The sequence below is a fragment of the Deinococcus marmoris genome (assembly GCF_001949125.1).
Taxonomy (GTDB): Bacteria; Deinococcota; Deinococci; order Deinococcales; family Deinococcaceae; genus Deinococcus; species Deinococcus marmoris_A.
In genome coordinates, this window is the sequence record NZ_MSTI01000038.1 from 24892 (window position 1) to 38756 (window position 13865).

The window sequence follows — 13865 nt, forward strand, 5'->3', positions numbered from 1 at the left end:
ATGAGTCAAGCATCTCTCGTTTCTACCTTCTCTGGACCGGATGGGACTTTTCTCGCACTTTAGACCCCACTGGGGGGCCTCCGTCAGATGGGAAGTCCTTCATACCCGCGTGGCAGGGCTGCCTTTAGCATTCCTTCATGACTGTGCGGCTGTGGCCCTCCTTCCTGCTTCTTACTGCCGCATTGATCGGCTGTGGCGCTGCGCCGGGGCAGGCCGGGGCCACGCTGCCGCCACAGCCCCAGGAGCAGCCACACGCCCAACCGCCGGAAACGCCGCCCCTGCCCACTGCCAATCTGTCGCGCGTCGACTGGAGCGCCGCCTCCACCTGGCCCGGCGGCAAGCTTCCGGCAGCCGGGCAGACCGTGACCCTGCCCGCTGGCAAGCGCGTCGTGCTGGACGTGTCGCCCCCTGATCTGGCGGGTCTGACCATCCCAGCGGGCAGTGCGCTGGAATTTGCCGGGCAGGACCTGACCCTGCGTGCCGGGTGGATCATGCTGCACGGCGAACTGCGCGTGGGCAGCGAGGCCAGTCCTTTTACACACCGCGCCGAGATCGTGCTGACCGATCAGACGCCCGGCGAGGACGTGATGGGCATGGGGGACCGCGTAATCGGCGTGATGGGCGGCGCGCTGGAATTGCACGGACAGCCCCGGCTGGCCTGGACCCGCCTGAGCGCCACCGTATCGGCAGGCAGCCGCACCCTGACCCTGGACCGCGCCCCTGACTGGGCGGCAGGCGACACCCTGACCCTGACCAGCACCGACTTTGGCCCCGCCCAGACCGAGGAAGTGGCCGTGCAGAGCGTTTCCGGCAGGACCGTCATGCTGGCCCTACCGCTGAAATACACCCACTGGGGCCAGGACGCGAAGTTTGGAACGCGCACCGTCTCTGAGCGGGCGGAGGTGGGACTGCTGACTCGCAACATCCGCATCAGCGCAGGAGAGGATGCCCTGAAAACCGGGCTGGGCGCGCAGATCATGGTGATGGCCGGGGGGCAGGCCCGCATCGAGGGCGCGGAACTGATGCGGGTGGGCCAGCGCAATACCCTGCGCCGCTACCCGGTCCACTTTCATCAGGTGGGCGACGCCTCGGCCTCGTATGTGCGCGGCAACAGCATTCACGCTTCGTTCAACCGCTGCGTCACCATCCACGGCACCCAGAACCTGCGCGTGCAGGACAACGTGACCTACGACAGCGTGGGCCACTGCATCTTTCTGGAAGACGGCGACGAGACCGGCAATAGCCTGTCCGGCAACCTGATCACGCGGGTGCGTGCGCCCGACAAGAAGCGCGGCGAGACGCCGTTGCTGGATAGCGACAAGCGCCCGGCGGCGTTCTGGCTCACCAACTCGGCCAACACGGTCACGGGCAACGTGGCGGCGGGGGTGGACGGTGTGGGCTTCTGGTACGCGCTGCCCGAGCATCCCACCGGACTGGCCACCGAGCGGGGCAAAACCATCTGGCCGCGCCGCACGCCGCTGGGGGTGTTCAGCAATAACCTCGCCCACAGCGGCGATACCGGTCTGAACGTGGACGACGGCCCCCGCCCCGACGGCACCACCGAGAGCGCCTATTACCAGCCCCTGAGCAACCCGGCGGACGGGAAATCGGCGGGCGTGCGCGCCAGCTTTGGGGGGTTTACCGCCTATAAACAGCGCGATCACGGCGTCTGGTTGCGCGGCGCGGGCCTGACGCTGAGCAGCGCGACGCTGGCCGACAACGGCGTGGGCGCAACCTTCGCCGCCAACGACTCGCTGATGGACAGCGCGTTGCTGGTGGGCGAGACCGCCAACCTGGGCACCCCCGAGGACTGGGAGGCAAAGGGCGCGGGGGGCCGCAGCCTGCCCCGCCCCTGGGACGCGGCGTTTCCGGTGCGCGGTTTTCAGTTCTATGACGGTCACGTATCCATCCAGAACAGCGCTGTCGCTGCCTTCAAATCCACCTCCGTGCGGCAGGCCAGCGGCCTGGGCTACCTGACCGGGAACGCCTTCGCGCTGGAGCCGCAGAACGACGCGCGCGGCCTGTCCTGGCTGGACGACAGCGCCCGCGTGTACTTTCCACCCGCCAAAGCGGGGATGGACGGCGATCTGGCCGCCACCTTCCTGGACGCGGATGGCAGCGTGAGTGGTGCGGCAGGAAAGACCATCACCGCCAGCCCCCTGCTGAAGGACGCCCCCGACTGCGCGGCGAAAACGGTCTGGAACGCCAGCCTGTGCGCGGGCCAGTACGCCCACCTGTGGCTGAACGACACGACGGGGGGCAAAATTGCGCCGCTGAACGTCAAGAATGCGCGTGGCACGGCCATCAGCCTCAGCGGCACGCCGGGAAACAGCACCGACGACTTCCACACCAGCGTGCGCCTGGGCGAGACCTACGCGCTCACGCCGTCCGGGGCCTCGGCCCACCTGCGCCTGGGCTTCGGCGGGCGCAAACCCGGCGACACCCTGCGCCTGAGCCTGCCCGCGTCCGGCGAGCCGATCCTCTACCGTGACTGGTGGGTGGACGAGCGCAACCGCCTCAAAAAAGTGTCGCTGGCCGAGCTGGAGGGGTCCACAGGCGACAGCTACGCGCTGGAGGGCGGCAGATTGCACCTGAAACTGGTGGTGCAAGGTGACCGTGATTATGCCGTGGTGGACGTGTGTGCAGCCGCGCTGTGCAAATAGCGGGAACGGAAAAGGGGAGAGGCCACCGTCGCCTCTCCCCCCTGCCTTGCCCGCTCAGTCCTTCTTCTGCCCGAAGCCCATCGCCTGGAAGGTCTGGTACTGAAAGCCGCCGCCCAGCATGTTCTGCCCGCCGTCTACCGGCAGGATCACGCCAGTCACGTAGCTGGCCGCGTCGCTGACCAGAAACAGCGCGGCGTTGGCGATGTCCTGTGGAATGCCCATGCGGCCCAGCGGCACGGACCCGGCCACGCGGCTGCGGCTGGCCTCATCGGGGGCCAGCCGCGCCATGCCCTCGGTGCCGTCGATGGGGCCGGGGATAATGGCGTTGACGCGGATGCCGCGCAGCCCCCACTCGATGGCCAGCGTGCGCGTCAGCATGTCCACCCCGGCCTTGGCCGCCACCACATGCGCCTGCATGGGCACCGGGATGCCGTAGGCGCTGATGCTCAGCACGTTGCCGCCGGGGGTCTTCAGCCTGGGCGAGGCCGCCTTGATGGTGTTGTAGGTGCCCAGCAGATCGATATCCACCACGGTCTTGAAGCCGTTGGGGCTGATGCCGTCCACCGGGGCTGGGAAGTTGCCCGCCGCCCCGGCCAGCACGATGTCGAAGTCGCCGAATTTCTCGGTGGCCTGCGCCACGGCGGCTTCCAGGGCCGCGAAGTCGCGCACGTCGGCGCTGACACCCATCGCGCGCCCGCCCGCGTCCTCGATACCCTGGGCGGCCTTCTGCGCCTTTTCCAGATTGCGGCCCAGAATGGTGATCGCGCAGCCGTGCGCCGCGAAACTCTGCGCGATGCCCAGGTTGATGCCGCTGCCGCCGCCGGTAATCAGCGCGTGCTTGCCCGCCAGCAGGTCAGGGCGGAAGGTGGATTCAGGCGTGCCAGGATTGAGGGTCATGGGGTCTCCTTTGGATGGTCTGAGGGTCAAAAAGTCTAAGGATCAAAAGGTCTGACGTTCGTCGTCCCCTCGCCCCGTCTGGGGGAGAAGGATTGCGGGCAGGCTTATGCGGGAAGCAGGTTGCCCCGCCTCTTACTTCTTCAACGCGTTCTGCAAACCTTCCACCGTCATGTGATGCGCGTTCCATTCTACGGCGTTTTGCAGGCTCTGGGCGTGCGGCAGGTCATCGGTCAGCGCGCGTTTGGTGCCTTCCAGCGCCTTGGGCGAGAGGGCCACGAGCTGGGCCGCCAGTTCCTCGGCCCGCCTGAACAGCTCCTCGGGCGAGTCCAGCACCTCCGTCACCAGACCCCAGATCTCGGCGGTCTCGGCGTCGATGGGTTCGCCGGTCAACGCCAGATGGGCCGTTCGCCCACGTCCGATCAGGTGTGGCAGGCGCTGCAAGCCGCCCAGATCGGCGGCGATGCCCAGCTTGACTTCCGGCAGGCTGAAGCGGGCGTCGCTGCTACAGATGCGAATATCCGCCCCGCTGATCAGCTCCAGCCCCGCGCCGATGCACCAGCCGTGTACGGCAGCGATCACCGGAATGGGCAGCGCGGCCAGCCCCTCGGTGGCAGCGTGCATCTCGTCCACCACGGCCTTGAATCCGGCCACATCGCCCAGCACCGGCCCGATCTGGCCCGCGTTGGTCTTCACGTCCAGCCCGGCGCTGAAGATCTTCTCGCCGCGCAGGATCAGCACGCGGGCGTCTGCCAGTTCGGCCAGGGCCTGTGGCATCTCGCGCCAGAAGTCCGGCCCCATGCTGCCCATCTTGGCAATCAGGGTCAGGGTGGCCACCTCACCCTGCCGCGAGAGGCGAACGGTTTTATAGTTCATATTCCACACTCTAGCGTCTGTGGTTGCACCGGGTCTAAAGTGGGGCGGTCTTGACTTTTCCTCTCGGCTGAACTATATTTACTTTTCTGGCCTGAAGAGGCCATGCAGTGCAAGCCACGTGTACAGATGCACTTGAGGGCGGCGTCCACCTCCGGGAACCTTAAAAACGGACGCGCGAACAGAGAATCGGGAGAAGACCCGTGAGCTTTGAACCCCAGAAGGGAGCCTTGAACGGCTCTCTTTTTTTGTTGTCGTGGGCCTAGCCCTCTCCTGGCCTCTGCCCAAAGCTCAGCGGTGCATGGTGTGGCACGGCCTTGGCGGCGAATTCCTGCAATCCCAGCCGATCTGGCGCTTCCAGGTGATAGCGGAAGTTCCACAGGTAATGCTGCACCACCCGTTCGGGCAGCCCCAGCAGGGCCGCGTGCCGCGTCGCCACGTCTGCCAGATGCCCGATGCCGTGCCTGCGGGCCACGCGCATGGCCTGCACCAGCTCCGGCGGGGGCGGACGGTCCTTGCGGTAGGCCCACACGGCGAAGGTGAAGGGATGCCCGGTCAGGCGGAACCAGTCCTCGGCCAGATCGGTGACGGTGATGCCGCGCCCGCTATCCGGCAGCGTGGTCATGGTGCGCTCGGCGGTCAGCGGCCCCACCACGCGGTACCACTCGCGCAGGGCGCTGTCGCCGATGCGGAGTACACCGTCGTAACCGCTGCTCAGCAATTCCTCGGCCTCGCCCTCGGCGCGTTCCAGGGTGGGGGAGAGGCCGCGTTCGCGCAGCAGCACCTCCAGCAACGCCACGCTCATGGCCGACTGGGCGGTCAGGGCAATCCGGCGCAGGTCCTCCAGCGGGCGGGTGTGGAACAGATTGACCGAGTACACCGGCCCCAGCACGCTCACGCTGAAATCGGGCAGGGCTTCCAGAATGTCGGCGTGGCGAATAAATTCCACCGCGCTGATGTTGGCGATGTCCACCTCGCCCGCCAGCAGCGCCGCGTTCATCTGCGTCGGCACGCCCGTGATGGCGCTGACGCCCGGCGGCAATTCCAGCGAATCCAGAATCGGGGCGACGTTGGTGAAATGGATCCATCCGGCGCGGTAGGTCATGGGGCGCTCCGCGCCGGTCTAAGGGCGTGTTTTGAAAGTCGTCTCATTTTTAGTGGGCGGCGTCTGGAAGGCGTTTGCGGTTCCCCCCTCCCAGCCTCCCCCGCAGGGGGGGAGGAGCAAAAGGCCCATATTTGCGGAGGGTAAGAAAATCCCGAGACCCTTTTGAAACACGCTCTTAGACCCTTAGACCTTTTGACCCTTAGACCACGAGCGCAGCGAGTCAGAGTCCTCACGGCACCACCTGAACACTCACTGCCTGCCATTCTCCCTCCCATCTTGCATACACTCGCAGAAAGCTCTGGATGCGTTCGCCATCGGCGTACAGCGTGCCGCGCGTGATGGCCGTATCCCCGAACACGCGCGAGGCGTGGCGCTCGAAGACCAGGGTGACGGGCGGGTTGCGGGCCATGCCGTCCAGCGCGTCCTGCTTGAACACCACCTGACCGTCCGGGAAGAAGGCCAGCCAGTCGTCGTGCAGCACCCTTGCCATCTCATCGGGGCTGCGGCGGTGGTAGGCGGCGTTCCAGTGGTCGTCGAGGAGTAGCACGGCGTCGAGGTCCGCCTGGGAGGTGTCATTCAGCGGCAGCACGTTGCAGCCTCCAACCTAACGGGAACGGCGTCCTGCTCAATCAGCGGCCTCTGCCCCGGTCTTTGGGAAGACCTGCAATTCGTTGTAGTAGGCGTCGCGCAGCACCGGGGTGCGTCCGGCGTGCTGGATCATGCGGATCATGCCTTCCTCGGAGAGCGTCATGGGGCTGGTTGCGCCCGCCGCGTGGGCGATGTGTTCCTCCTGAATGGTGCCGTCGATATCCGACACGCCCCAGTCCAGAGAAACCTGGGTCAGTTCGCTGCCGATCATGACCCAGTAGCCCTTGATGTGCGGGAAGTTATCCAGGTAGATGCGCGCCACCGCCAGATTTCGCAGATCGTCCAGACCCGTGGTGAAATCGGTCTTGCCCAGGTTCTGCGCCAGCGTGTTGCCCAGCGGCTGAAAAGCGAGGGGGATGAAGGCGTGGAAGCCGCCCGTCTCGTCCTGAACTTTGCGCAGGCGGTCCATGTGGTCCAGCCGTTCTTCCAGCGTTTCGATGTGGCCGTACAGCATGGTGGCGTTGGTCCGCATGCCCATGCCGTGCGCCTCGCGGTGAATCTGGAGCCACTTGTCGGCGGTTACCTTGTTCCTGGCGACCTGCTTGCGAACGCGGTCCGCGAAGATTTCCGCGCCGCCCCCCGGCATGGCGCTCAGGCCCGCGTCCTTCAGTTCGCGCAGCACTTCCAGCGTGGGCTTCTTGCTGATCTTGGACAGGTGTTCGATCTCTGCGGCGGTGAATGCCTTGACCTGCAATTCCGGGAACGCCTCGCGCAGTTGGCGCACCATCGCGGGGTAGTACTCCCACTTGTGGTTGGGGTGGTGGCCGCTGCTCATGTGCAGTTCGGTGATGCCGGGCAGGTAACGGCGGCGCACCTGTTCCACCACTTCATCCGGGCTGTAGTCCCAGGCGCGGTCCTCGTTCTTATGGGCGGCGAAGGCGCAGAAGGTGCAGCCCACGTAGCAGATGTTGGTAAATTCCAGGCGCATCGAGTGGACAAAGAACACCCTGTCGCCGTGCATGCGCTCCTTGCGGGTGTTTGCCAGCCGCATCAGCGCGTTCAGGTCACGGGTGTGGAACAGGCGCAGGCCGTCCTCGAAAGTCAGGCGCTGGCCTGCTTCTACCTTGTCCACAATAGGAGCCAGGGTCTGGTCACGGAGCCACTTCATGAGAATCAGGATACGCCCGGCGCTGGCCTGAAAGTGTCCCATTCGCCCGATAAGGAGGCCATGAAGACCGCGTAAGGTGTCGGGATGTCCTCTGATGCATCCACAGACTGGCTCGATCTTCTGGACTGGCGGCGCGAGGCCAGCGCCCTGTACGCCCACGTGCGGGAGGAGTTGCCGCAGGGTCCGCAGGAGGCGCATCGGCTGTGGCAGACGGGCCGCAATGCCCTGTTCGGGAACCATCCGCAGTCCCCGCTGAGCCTGGAGGCGCGGGCTGCGTTCCGGGAACTGCCGTGCTGGCCGTATGACCCGGCACTGGCCTTCAGCGCGTGGGTGGATACCTCTGGCCCACAGGAACGCCTGACCGTCCCCTCGTCCACCGGGCAGGAGATGCCGCTGGTGCGCTTTGGACGGGTGTATCTGCCGATAGGGACGCTGGACGTGTACTGGATCGACGTGTACGGCGGCGGCGTGTTCCTGCCGTTCCGGGACGCCACGAGTGGGCAGGAAAGCTACGGCGGCGGGCGCTATCTGCTGGACACCGCCAAGAGCGCCGATCTGGGCAGCACCGCGTCTGGCGAACTGCGCCTGGACTTCAATTTCGCCTACCACCCGTCCTGCTTTTACGACCCGCGCTGGAGCTGCCCGCTCGCGCCGCCGCAGAACGTGCTGGGGGTTCCAGTGCGTGCGGGGGAACGGATGGCCTGATCCGGGTGCCGCCGATGCCGGGGGTCAGCATCTGCGCGGCACCCGGATCATGTTTATGCCTCGCCGGGGCGCTACGCTGTAAGGGTGAAGAACGCGTCCCACCCACCGGAAACCGAGGCCCAGGAGCGCTGGACCGTGGACGGCATCGAGGACAGTCCGCGCGGCCCGCTGGCCCGGCTGGAGCGGGGGGACGGCACCACCTTCGATCTGCCGCTGCGCCTGCTGCCGGAAGGGCTGCGTGAGGGCGATCTGCTGGCCGTGCAGGACGGCCCTGACGGCGTGACGGTCCGCATTCTGGTGGCCGAGACGCTGGAGCGCCACGAAGCTTCACAGGCGCAGTTGGAAGCCCTGAACAACGCCGAATCTGATGTGCAGGACGACGATGGAGAGATCACGGTATGAGCGAGAAGCTTCCGAAGAAGGCAACAGGGAAGAAACTGGCAGTCCAGAAACCAGTAGGCCAGAAACCGGCGGGAAAGAAGGCGGCTCCCAGAACGTCGCGAAAGGCCGCACCCCGTAAAGCTGCTGCCCGCAAGACCTCCCGCTCCGGCAGGAAACGCGGCCCCAGCAGCGCGGATATCGCGGGACTGCTGGTGCTGGCGCTGACCGTCTCGCTGGCGGCCTGCAACGGCATGAAGGGCGGCGGGCAGACCGAAACCGGGCAGACCCAGGCGGCCCCCGAGGGTCAGGTCACGGTGCGCTTTCTGGACGTGGGTCAGGGCGACGCCGTGCTGATCCGCAGCCCCGAGGGCAAGACCATGCTGATCGACGGCGGGCGCAGCACCGTGAAGATGCAGGAGCATATGAAGACCTACGGCATCGACAAGATCGACGTGATGGTGGCCACCCACGCCGACGCGGACCACATCGCCGGGCTGGTGGCGGCAGCCGAGGCCAAGCCGACGCTGTTCATCAACAATGGTCTGGGCGGGACCACCAAGACCTGGGAACGGCTGGTGGCGGCCTTGCAGGCGCAGAAGACCACCTTTAAAAAGGCCAGCAACCAGATCATCAACCTGGGCAGCGTGAAGGTGCAGGTGATCGGCCCGCCGACTGGCATGGGGGGCGATCAGAACGACAACAGCGTGGGCGTGGCCCTCAATTTCGGCAAGTTCCGCGCCCTGATGACCGGCGACAGCGAACTGAAGGAAACGGCGGCGTGGCTGGAACAGGACAGGGCCGAGATTAAGGGGCCGTTCCAGGCGTACAAGAGCATCCACCACGGCGCGGCCAACGGTGACAATCAGGCGTGGCTGGCGGTGGTGCGCCCGGAAAATGTGGTCATCAGCGTGGGCGAGAACAATTACGGTCACCCCACGAAAACGGCGCTGGACCTGTATAAGCAAAACGGCATCCGCATCTACCGCACCGATCAGAACGGCACGGTCACGTTCACGGGCAACGCGGACGGGACATATACGGTGAATGCTCAGCGGTAAGGCTGGGAGCCGAACAGGATTTGCGGAGGACCGCCATCCCCATGCTGTAATGGAACATGCGCCGCAAACCTCTGCTGATCGTTCTGGCCCTTGTCGTGTCTGGTAGCTCTGCGTCTGGGGTTGCGGTTCTCCCCACTTTACCCGTCACAGAGGCCGATTTTGCAGGAGCGCTGGCGCGGCCCCCGGTGAGTGACCTGCTGGGACAGACGCCGGAGCTGAGCGGCAAGGTGGCCGAATGGTCCATTCCCAGCTCCCGGTCAGCCTCGCTGGACCGCCCGCAAAAGACGGTGATCGGCACCATTGACGGTGCAGGCAATTACAGGGTCACGCTGCCAGCGCAGCCTCCTGAAACGCAGCAGGTCACCCTGACGCAGCTCGTGCGGGGGTTCAACATTCTTGAGGGTGGGGATTGCTCGGTGAATACGCTGGTCATCAGTGCGCCCGAGGCCGTGGCCGGGAAGCTGGAGTCTCTTTATGTCGTGCGCGATGACGCCCCCGGGGCGACTGGAGGAGCGCAGCCTTCGCCTCCGCCGTCTTACAACACCTTCAAAGCCATCCCGCGTTATTTTCTCAACGCAGTCTCAGAGGCGCTGTATTCCAGCGTTGCGGCCACAGTGAAGGGCGAGCTGTCGTGTACCAGCAAGTATCTCAAGGGCAAACGTGATGACCTGTTCGTCAATATCGCTCTTGTCCCAGGCTGGAACTCGGTCACGCTGATCTACGGCGAGGAGCAGGTGGTTGAGGGTGAGACAATTCAGAAGAAGTTGCTCCGGGGTGGACTGGTATCCAGCACCCCCTGAATCACGTTCAACGAAGCTGGTGGCGGGGCGGTTAGGACCATCTCCTGACCCGTCACCGGATGAACCAATCCCAGCCGGTGTGCGTGCAGCAGATAACCGCCGTCGCCCGGCAGTCCTGGCAGATCGGCCAGCGGCAATCCGCCTGCGCCGTACAGCGGATCGCCCACCAGCGGATGCCCGATAGAGGCGAGGTGAATGCGGATCTGATGGGGGCGGCCCGTGTGGATGTCTACCTCAAACAGCGTGCAGGCTGAGCGCCGCTCCAGCACCCGCGCCGTGGAGTGCGAGGGCTTGCCGCCCGCGCTGGCCGCGTAGACGTCGCCCAGTCGGGGGTGTGGCACGGGGCCGATGGGCGTGGTGATCTCGTACTCGTCGCGCCCGGCCAAACCCTGCGCCAGCGCGCGGTAAATTTTCTGGACCCGTCCCTCGCGCCAGTCCCGTGACAGCGCCGCCCCTGCCTGTGCCGTCCGCGAGAACAGCACCAGACCAGACGTTGCGCGCCCCAGTCGGTGCAGAGGTGACGCCTCCGGCCAGCGCTCCCGCACCAGCGTGAAGAGCGTGTGATTCAGAAACCCCCCAGCGGGAACCGTGGGCAGCCCCGAGGGTTTACACACGGCCAGCAATTCCGTGTCCTCGTACAGCACGTCAAAATGCAGGGGCACGGCATCTTCGGGCCAGGGTGGGCGGTGCCAGATCAGGCTTTGCCCTGTCCTCAGAATTTCGGAACCCTGAGCCGTCACGCCGTCCAGCACGACTTCGCCCCGCTCCAACCGCCCCTGCCATTCCTGCGGCGTGGAATGTTCGTAGCGCCCCGCCAGATACGCCAGCACGCTCAAGCCCGCGCCGCGTGGGCCGATGCGTTCAGCGTAGGCGTAGCCGTCGTTGAGGGTGGAGGATGGGGGAGACATTCGGGGGTCAGTGTGGCATCTGGTGGGGGCTGGGGGTGTTGCCTGAATGGTTTTTTGGGTGGCTGCCACGGTTTGACCCCTCTCCTGCGGAGCTGTACCAGCCAGTCTGTTTCGCAGTCAGCTCCCCTTAAAAGGGAGCCAGGAAAGCTCTGCTGGACGGGCAATTCTGCGACTCTTGCCTCCCTTCTAAGGGGAGGTGCCCCGGAGGGGTCAAACCGCAAATCGCCACCCCAGCACACCGTCTCCATCTGCATCCCCGCAATGCGCCATTGTGCAGAGTCGTGCCCATCGCCCCGGCGCTAGCATGCCCGGATGACCGCCTTTCCCTATTTTTCCCGAGGTTCCGCATGGAAGGGCTGATGCTGGCCAGGGTGCTGGGCGAACTGACCCCGCATCTGCCGCTGCACACGCTGGGCTGGGTCTTCCCTGACGAGACCACCGCCGCCCTGCTGCTGGACGGCCCCGGCCCCGGCGAGAAGCGCAATCTGGTCCTGGCCTACCGCCCGCCCCAGCCGGTGCTGTTCATCTCGCGTGAGCGCCTGCGCGGCGATCCCCGCAGCCCCTTTCAGCGTTTTCTGGCGGCGCGGGTGCGTGGGCCACTGCTGGGCGCAGAGCAACTCAAGCTGGACCGTGTGGTGGTGCTGCACTTCGGCGGCGAGGCCGGATTCGTGGATCAGGCCCCCACCCGCCTGCTGTTTGAAGTTACAGGCCGCAATGCCAACCTGCTGGTGCTGGAGGAGGGCGAGGGCTTTGAAGGCCGCATCATCATGGCCGCCCGCGAGATCACCGGCAGCCGCAACCGCTTCCGCACCATCCGCAGCGGGGGCAAATACTCGCCGCCGCCGCCCTACGACAAGCTGGACCCACGCCGGATGGGCGAGGCCGAGGCTCAATCCCTGGCCGACTTGCCGATTGGCCGCTGGCGCGAACGCCTGGATGGCGTGGGGCCTTTGCTGAGCGCGGAACTGGCGCGGCGAGCGAACCTCCTGTCCACGCAGGCACCGGGGGAGGACTGGCCGCAAACGCTGGCCGCGCTGCAAACCCTGGTGGCCGATCCCACGGTCAGCGAGGGCGTCATGCAGGACGGCGCACGCGAGGCCGCCCGCAGCGAGAAGGCGGCGGCATTACGTAAGGCGCTGGCCGAGCCGCTGAACAAGCGCCTGACCCTGATTCGCAACCAACTGGCCGACGTGTCCCGCGCCGAGGCCGGGCTGGACGTGGCCGCCGTGGACCGGGGGGAAGCGGACCTGCTGATGGCCTATGCCTCCACGGTGGAAACGGGCAGCGCCAGCGCCGAGTTGCCTGCCTTTGACGGCAGCGGTCCGCGCCCGGTGGCTCTGGACCCCAGCCTCAGCGCCGTGCAGAACGCCGAGAAGCGCTACACCCGCGCCCGCCGCCGCGAGGACGTGTACGAACGCCTGCTGGAGCGCGAGGACACCCTGCGCGCCGAACTGGCCGAGGCCGAGGCCCGCGTGGCCCACATGGAAAGCGCCAGCCTGGAGGAACTGGACGCGCTGTCGTCCACCCTCCAGTCCGAGCGGCCCGAGAAGAGCCAGTACGGGATGCGCTTCACCACCCCCGCCGGGTACGAGGTGCTGGTGGGCCGCAACAACAAGGAAAACGCCACGCTGACGCATCGAGTGGGGCGCAGCATGGACTACTGGTTTCACGCGCAGGGGTATCCGGGCAGCCACGTCATCGTGCGGACGGGGGGCAAGGAGCTGGCGCAGCCGGACATCCTGTACGCGGCGCGCCTCGCCGCCGCCAACAGCAAGGCGCGCGGCAGCAGCAATGTGGGCGTGGATTACACCCGCATCAAGTACGTCTGGAAACCGCGTGGTGCTCCCGCCGGACAGGTCCATTACACCGATCAGAACACGGTCTTTGTGGACGGCACGGTGCCGGAAGTGGCGACGGCGGATTAGGCTTCAGCTTTCTCCAGCAGGGCCAGCAGCGCCCGCCGCCCCAGCTCCACCCCAAGTCCGAAGACCAGATGCGATCCAGCCTCCCACAGCACCGCCGAGAGGGGCAGTTTCCACGGCGGATTCTGGAATCCGGTGGCAGGAACGGCGCTGCCGTGCGTCAGGACGTACATCACCGCCCCGGCGGGCACGCCCGCGCCGCGCGTGACGGCGGGCTGGTATTCGGCCAGCAGGCCATACGCCGCGCCCAGACCCGCACCCAGGGTGTAGTGGACCACCTGTTGCGCGGCCAACTTCTGCCCCTTGCTGATCTCGTGCCCGGTGGCCTCTGCCGCCGCTTCGATCATCTCGGCGGGGGGCATGTGGTCTATGCGGCCCGTGGGATCGGCCCCGATCATCTGTTTCTCGGCGTTCGTGGGCGGGAAATAATGTTCGGTCAGCGTTTGCAGGGGCGGCTCGGCGGCGGATTTCAGATAGGCCCCGGCCAGTCCGGCGACGGCTCCCACCAGCATTCCTCGCAGGGGCTGGGGACGGTGGAGTGGATTCATGGGGGCAGCATAGAAAATGATGGGGGCGTTGGACAGCGGGGGCAACCTTTAGTTTTGCGTGATGTTCGCCTGCTGGAAGGGGGCGGCCCCACCCTTCAGGGGGACAGGGGGAAGTAACGTTGCACTGGGCACGAGTTTATGGGCTTTGTGGGTGGGCGGCGGTATCCGGGTCTGATGCCCGGCTCCGTCAGGCTGACTGCGGCCCGTCCGCTTCGCGCCCGATGGCCTTCGGTGGCTGCTTTGTTCGGGTGG

13 protein-coding genes are annotated in these 13865 nt (G+C 66.2%); 6 read left to right on the forward strand and 7 right to left on the reverse strand.

Translation table 11 applies throughout. From position 1 onward, the window contains the following. The first annotated feature begins 137 nt into the window (after positions 1–137). A complete protein-coding gene (locus BOO71_RS05695) occupies positions 138–2663 on the forward strand; it encodes a G8 domain-containing protein (protein ID WP_083653063.1) in 2526 nt (841 codons plus the stop codon). A 54-nt stretch (positions 2664–2717) separates the two neighbouring features. Here BOO71_RS05695 and BOO71_RS05700 read toward each other — a convergent pair whose 3' ends face one another. From BOO71_RS05700 to mqnE, 5 genes are all read right to left on the reverse strand, one after another. After that, positions 2718–3560, reverse strand: a complete 843-nt coding sequence (locus tag BOO71_RS05700; protein ID WP_075830995.1) for an SDR family oxidoreductase — start codon at positions 3558–3560, stop codon at positions 2718–2720. A 132-nt stretch (positions 3561–3692) separates the two neighbouring features. Then, positions 3693–4433: an enoyl-CoA hydratase-related protein gene (locus tag BOO71_RS05705; protein ID WP_075830996.1), complete on the reverse strand. Its 741-nt coding sequence runs from the start codon at positions 4431–4433 to the stop codon at positions 3693–3695. A gap of 259 nt (positions 4434–4692) precedes the next feature. Then, positions 4693–5535 (reverse strand): menaquinone biosynthetic enzyme MqnA/MqnD family protein, encoded by an 843-nt coding sequence (locus tag BOO71_RS05710; RefSeq protein ID WP_075830997.1) that lies wholly within the window; start codon positions 5533–5535, stop codon positions 4693–4695. Positions 5536–5764: 229 nt separating this feature from the next. Continuing rightward, entirely contained in the window at positions 5765–6124 is a 360-nt protein-coding gene (locus BOO71_RS05715; protein WP_254843042.1) for a nuclear transport factor 2 family protein, read from the reverse strand. 36 nt (positions 6125–6160) lie between these two features. After that, positions 6161–7291 carry an aminofutalosine synthase MqnE gene (mqnE, locus tag BOO71_RS05720; protein ID WP_075831013.1) on the reverse strand — a complete coding sequence of 377 codons (1131 nt, stop codon included), beginning with the start codon at positions 7289–7291 and terminating at the stop codon, positions 6161–6163. A gap of 84 nt (positions 7292–7375) precedes the next feature. On the opposite strand from mqnE, the gene BOO71_RS05725 reads away from it, so the two are divergent. The 4 genes from BOO71_RS05725 (at position 7376) to BOO71_RS05740 (ending at position 10235) form a co-directional block, all read left to right on the forward strand. Further along, complete coding sequence (locus BOO71_RS05725) at positions 7376–7996, forward strand: DUF1684 domain-containing protein (protein WP_075830998.1); 621 nt, start codon at positions 7376–7378, stop codon at positions 7994–7996. Between the two features lie 84 nt (positions 7997–8080). Then, positions 8081–8398, forward strand: a complete 318-nt coding sequence (locus BOO71_RS05730; protein WP_075830999.1) for a DUF3006 domain-containing protein — start codon at positions 8081–8083, stop codon at positions 8396–8398. Next, positions 8395–9435, forward strand: a complete 1041-nt coding sequence (locus BOO71_RS05735; RefSeq protein ID WP_075831000.1) for a ComEC/Rec2 family competence protein — start codon at positions 8395–8397, stop codon at positions 9433–9435. Before BOO71_RS05730 ends, BOO71_RS05735 begins: the two co-directional genes overlap by 4 nt. 56 nt (positions 9436–9491) lie before the next feature. Further along, positions 9492–10235: a hypothetical protein gene (locus BOO71_RS05740; protein ID WP_139322769.1), complete on the forward strand. Its 744-nt coding sequence runs from the start codon at positions 9492–9494 to the stop codon at positions 10233–10235. Here BOO71_RS05740 and BOO71_RS05745 read toward each other — a convergent pair. Further along, entirely contained in the window at positions 10190–11143 is a 954-nt protein-coding gene (locus tag BOO71_RS05745; protein ID WP_075831002.1) for an RluA family pseudouridine synthase, read from the reverse strand. The genes BOO71_RS05740 and BOO71_RS05745 overlap by 46 nt on opposite strands. Before the next feature lie 347 nt (positions 11144–11490). Between BOO71_RS05745 and BOO71_RS05750 the strand changes: the two genes are divergently transcribed. Then, on the forward strand, positions 11491–13068 hold the full coding sequence (locus tag BOO71_RS05750; RefSeq protein ID WP_075831003.1) for an Rqc2 family fibronectin-binding protein: 1578 nt from the start codon (positions 11491–11493) through the stop codon (positions 13066–13068). Here BOO71_RS05750 and BOO71_RS05755 read toward each other — a convergent pair. After that, entirely contained in the window at positions 13065–13613 is a 549-nt protein-coding gene (locus tag BOO71_RS05755; RefSeq protein WP_139322770.1) for a DUF1440 domain-containing protein, read from the reverse strand. The two genes, BOO71_RS05750 and BOO71_RS05755, sit on opposite strands and share 4 nt — an antisense overlap. Between the last annotated feature and the right edge of the window lie 252 nt (positions 13614–13865).

What these genes read in the sequence shown, in the direction of transcription:
- BOO71_RS05750 (WP_075831003.1), top strand. Translation starts at nt 11,491, where the DNA reads ATGGAAGGGCTGATGCTGGCCAGGGTGCTGGGCGAACTGACCCCGCAT.
- BOO71_RS05745 (WP_075831002.1), bottom strand. Translation starts at nt 11,143, where the DNA reads ATGTCTCCCCCATCCTCCACCCTCAACGACGGCTACGCCTACGCTGAA.
- BOO71_RS05735 (WP_075831000.1), top strand. Translation starts at nt 8,395, where the DNA reads ATGAGCGAGAAGCTTCCGAAGAAGGCAACAGGGAAGAAACTGGCAGTC.
- BOO71_RS05755 (WP_139322770.1), bottom strand. Translation starts at nt 13,613, where the DNA reads ATGAATCCACTCCACCGTCCCCAGCCCCTGCGAGGAATGCTGGTGGGA.
- BOO71_RS05710 (WP_075830997.1), bottom strand. Translation starts at nt 5,535, where the DNA reads ATGACCTACCGCGCCGGATGGATCCATTTCACCAACGTCGCCCCGATT.
- BOO71_RS05740 (WP_139322769.1), top strand. Translation starts at nt 9,492, where the DNA reads ATGCGCCGCAAACCTCTGCTGATCGTTCTGGCCCTTGTCGTGTCTGGT.
- BOO71_RS05695 (WP_083653063.1), top strand. Translation starts at nt 138, where the DNA reads ATGACTGTGCGGCTGTGGCCCTCCTTCCTGCTTCTTACTGCCGCATTG.
- BOO71_RS05700 (WP_075830995.1), bottom strand. Translation starts at nt 3,560, where the DNA reads ATGACCCTCAATCCTGGCACGCCTGAATCCACCTTCCGCCCTGACCTG.
- BOO71_RS05705 (WP_075830996.1), bottom strand. Translation starts at nt 4,433, where the DNA reads ATGAACTATAAAACCGTTCGCCTCTCGCGGCAGGGTGAGGTGGCCACC.
- mqnE (WP_075831013.1), bottom strand. Translation starts at nt 7,291, where the DNA reads ATGAAGTGGCTCCGTGACCAGACCCTGGCTCCTATTGTGGACAAGGTA.
- BOO71_RS05725 (WP_075830998.1), top strand. Translation starts at nt 7,376, where the DNA reads ATGTCCTCTGATGCATCCACAGACTGGCTCGATCTTCTGGACTGGCGG.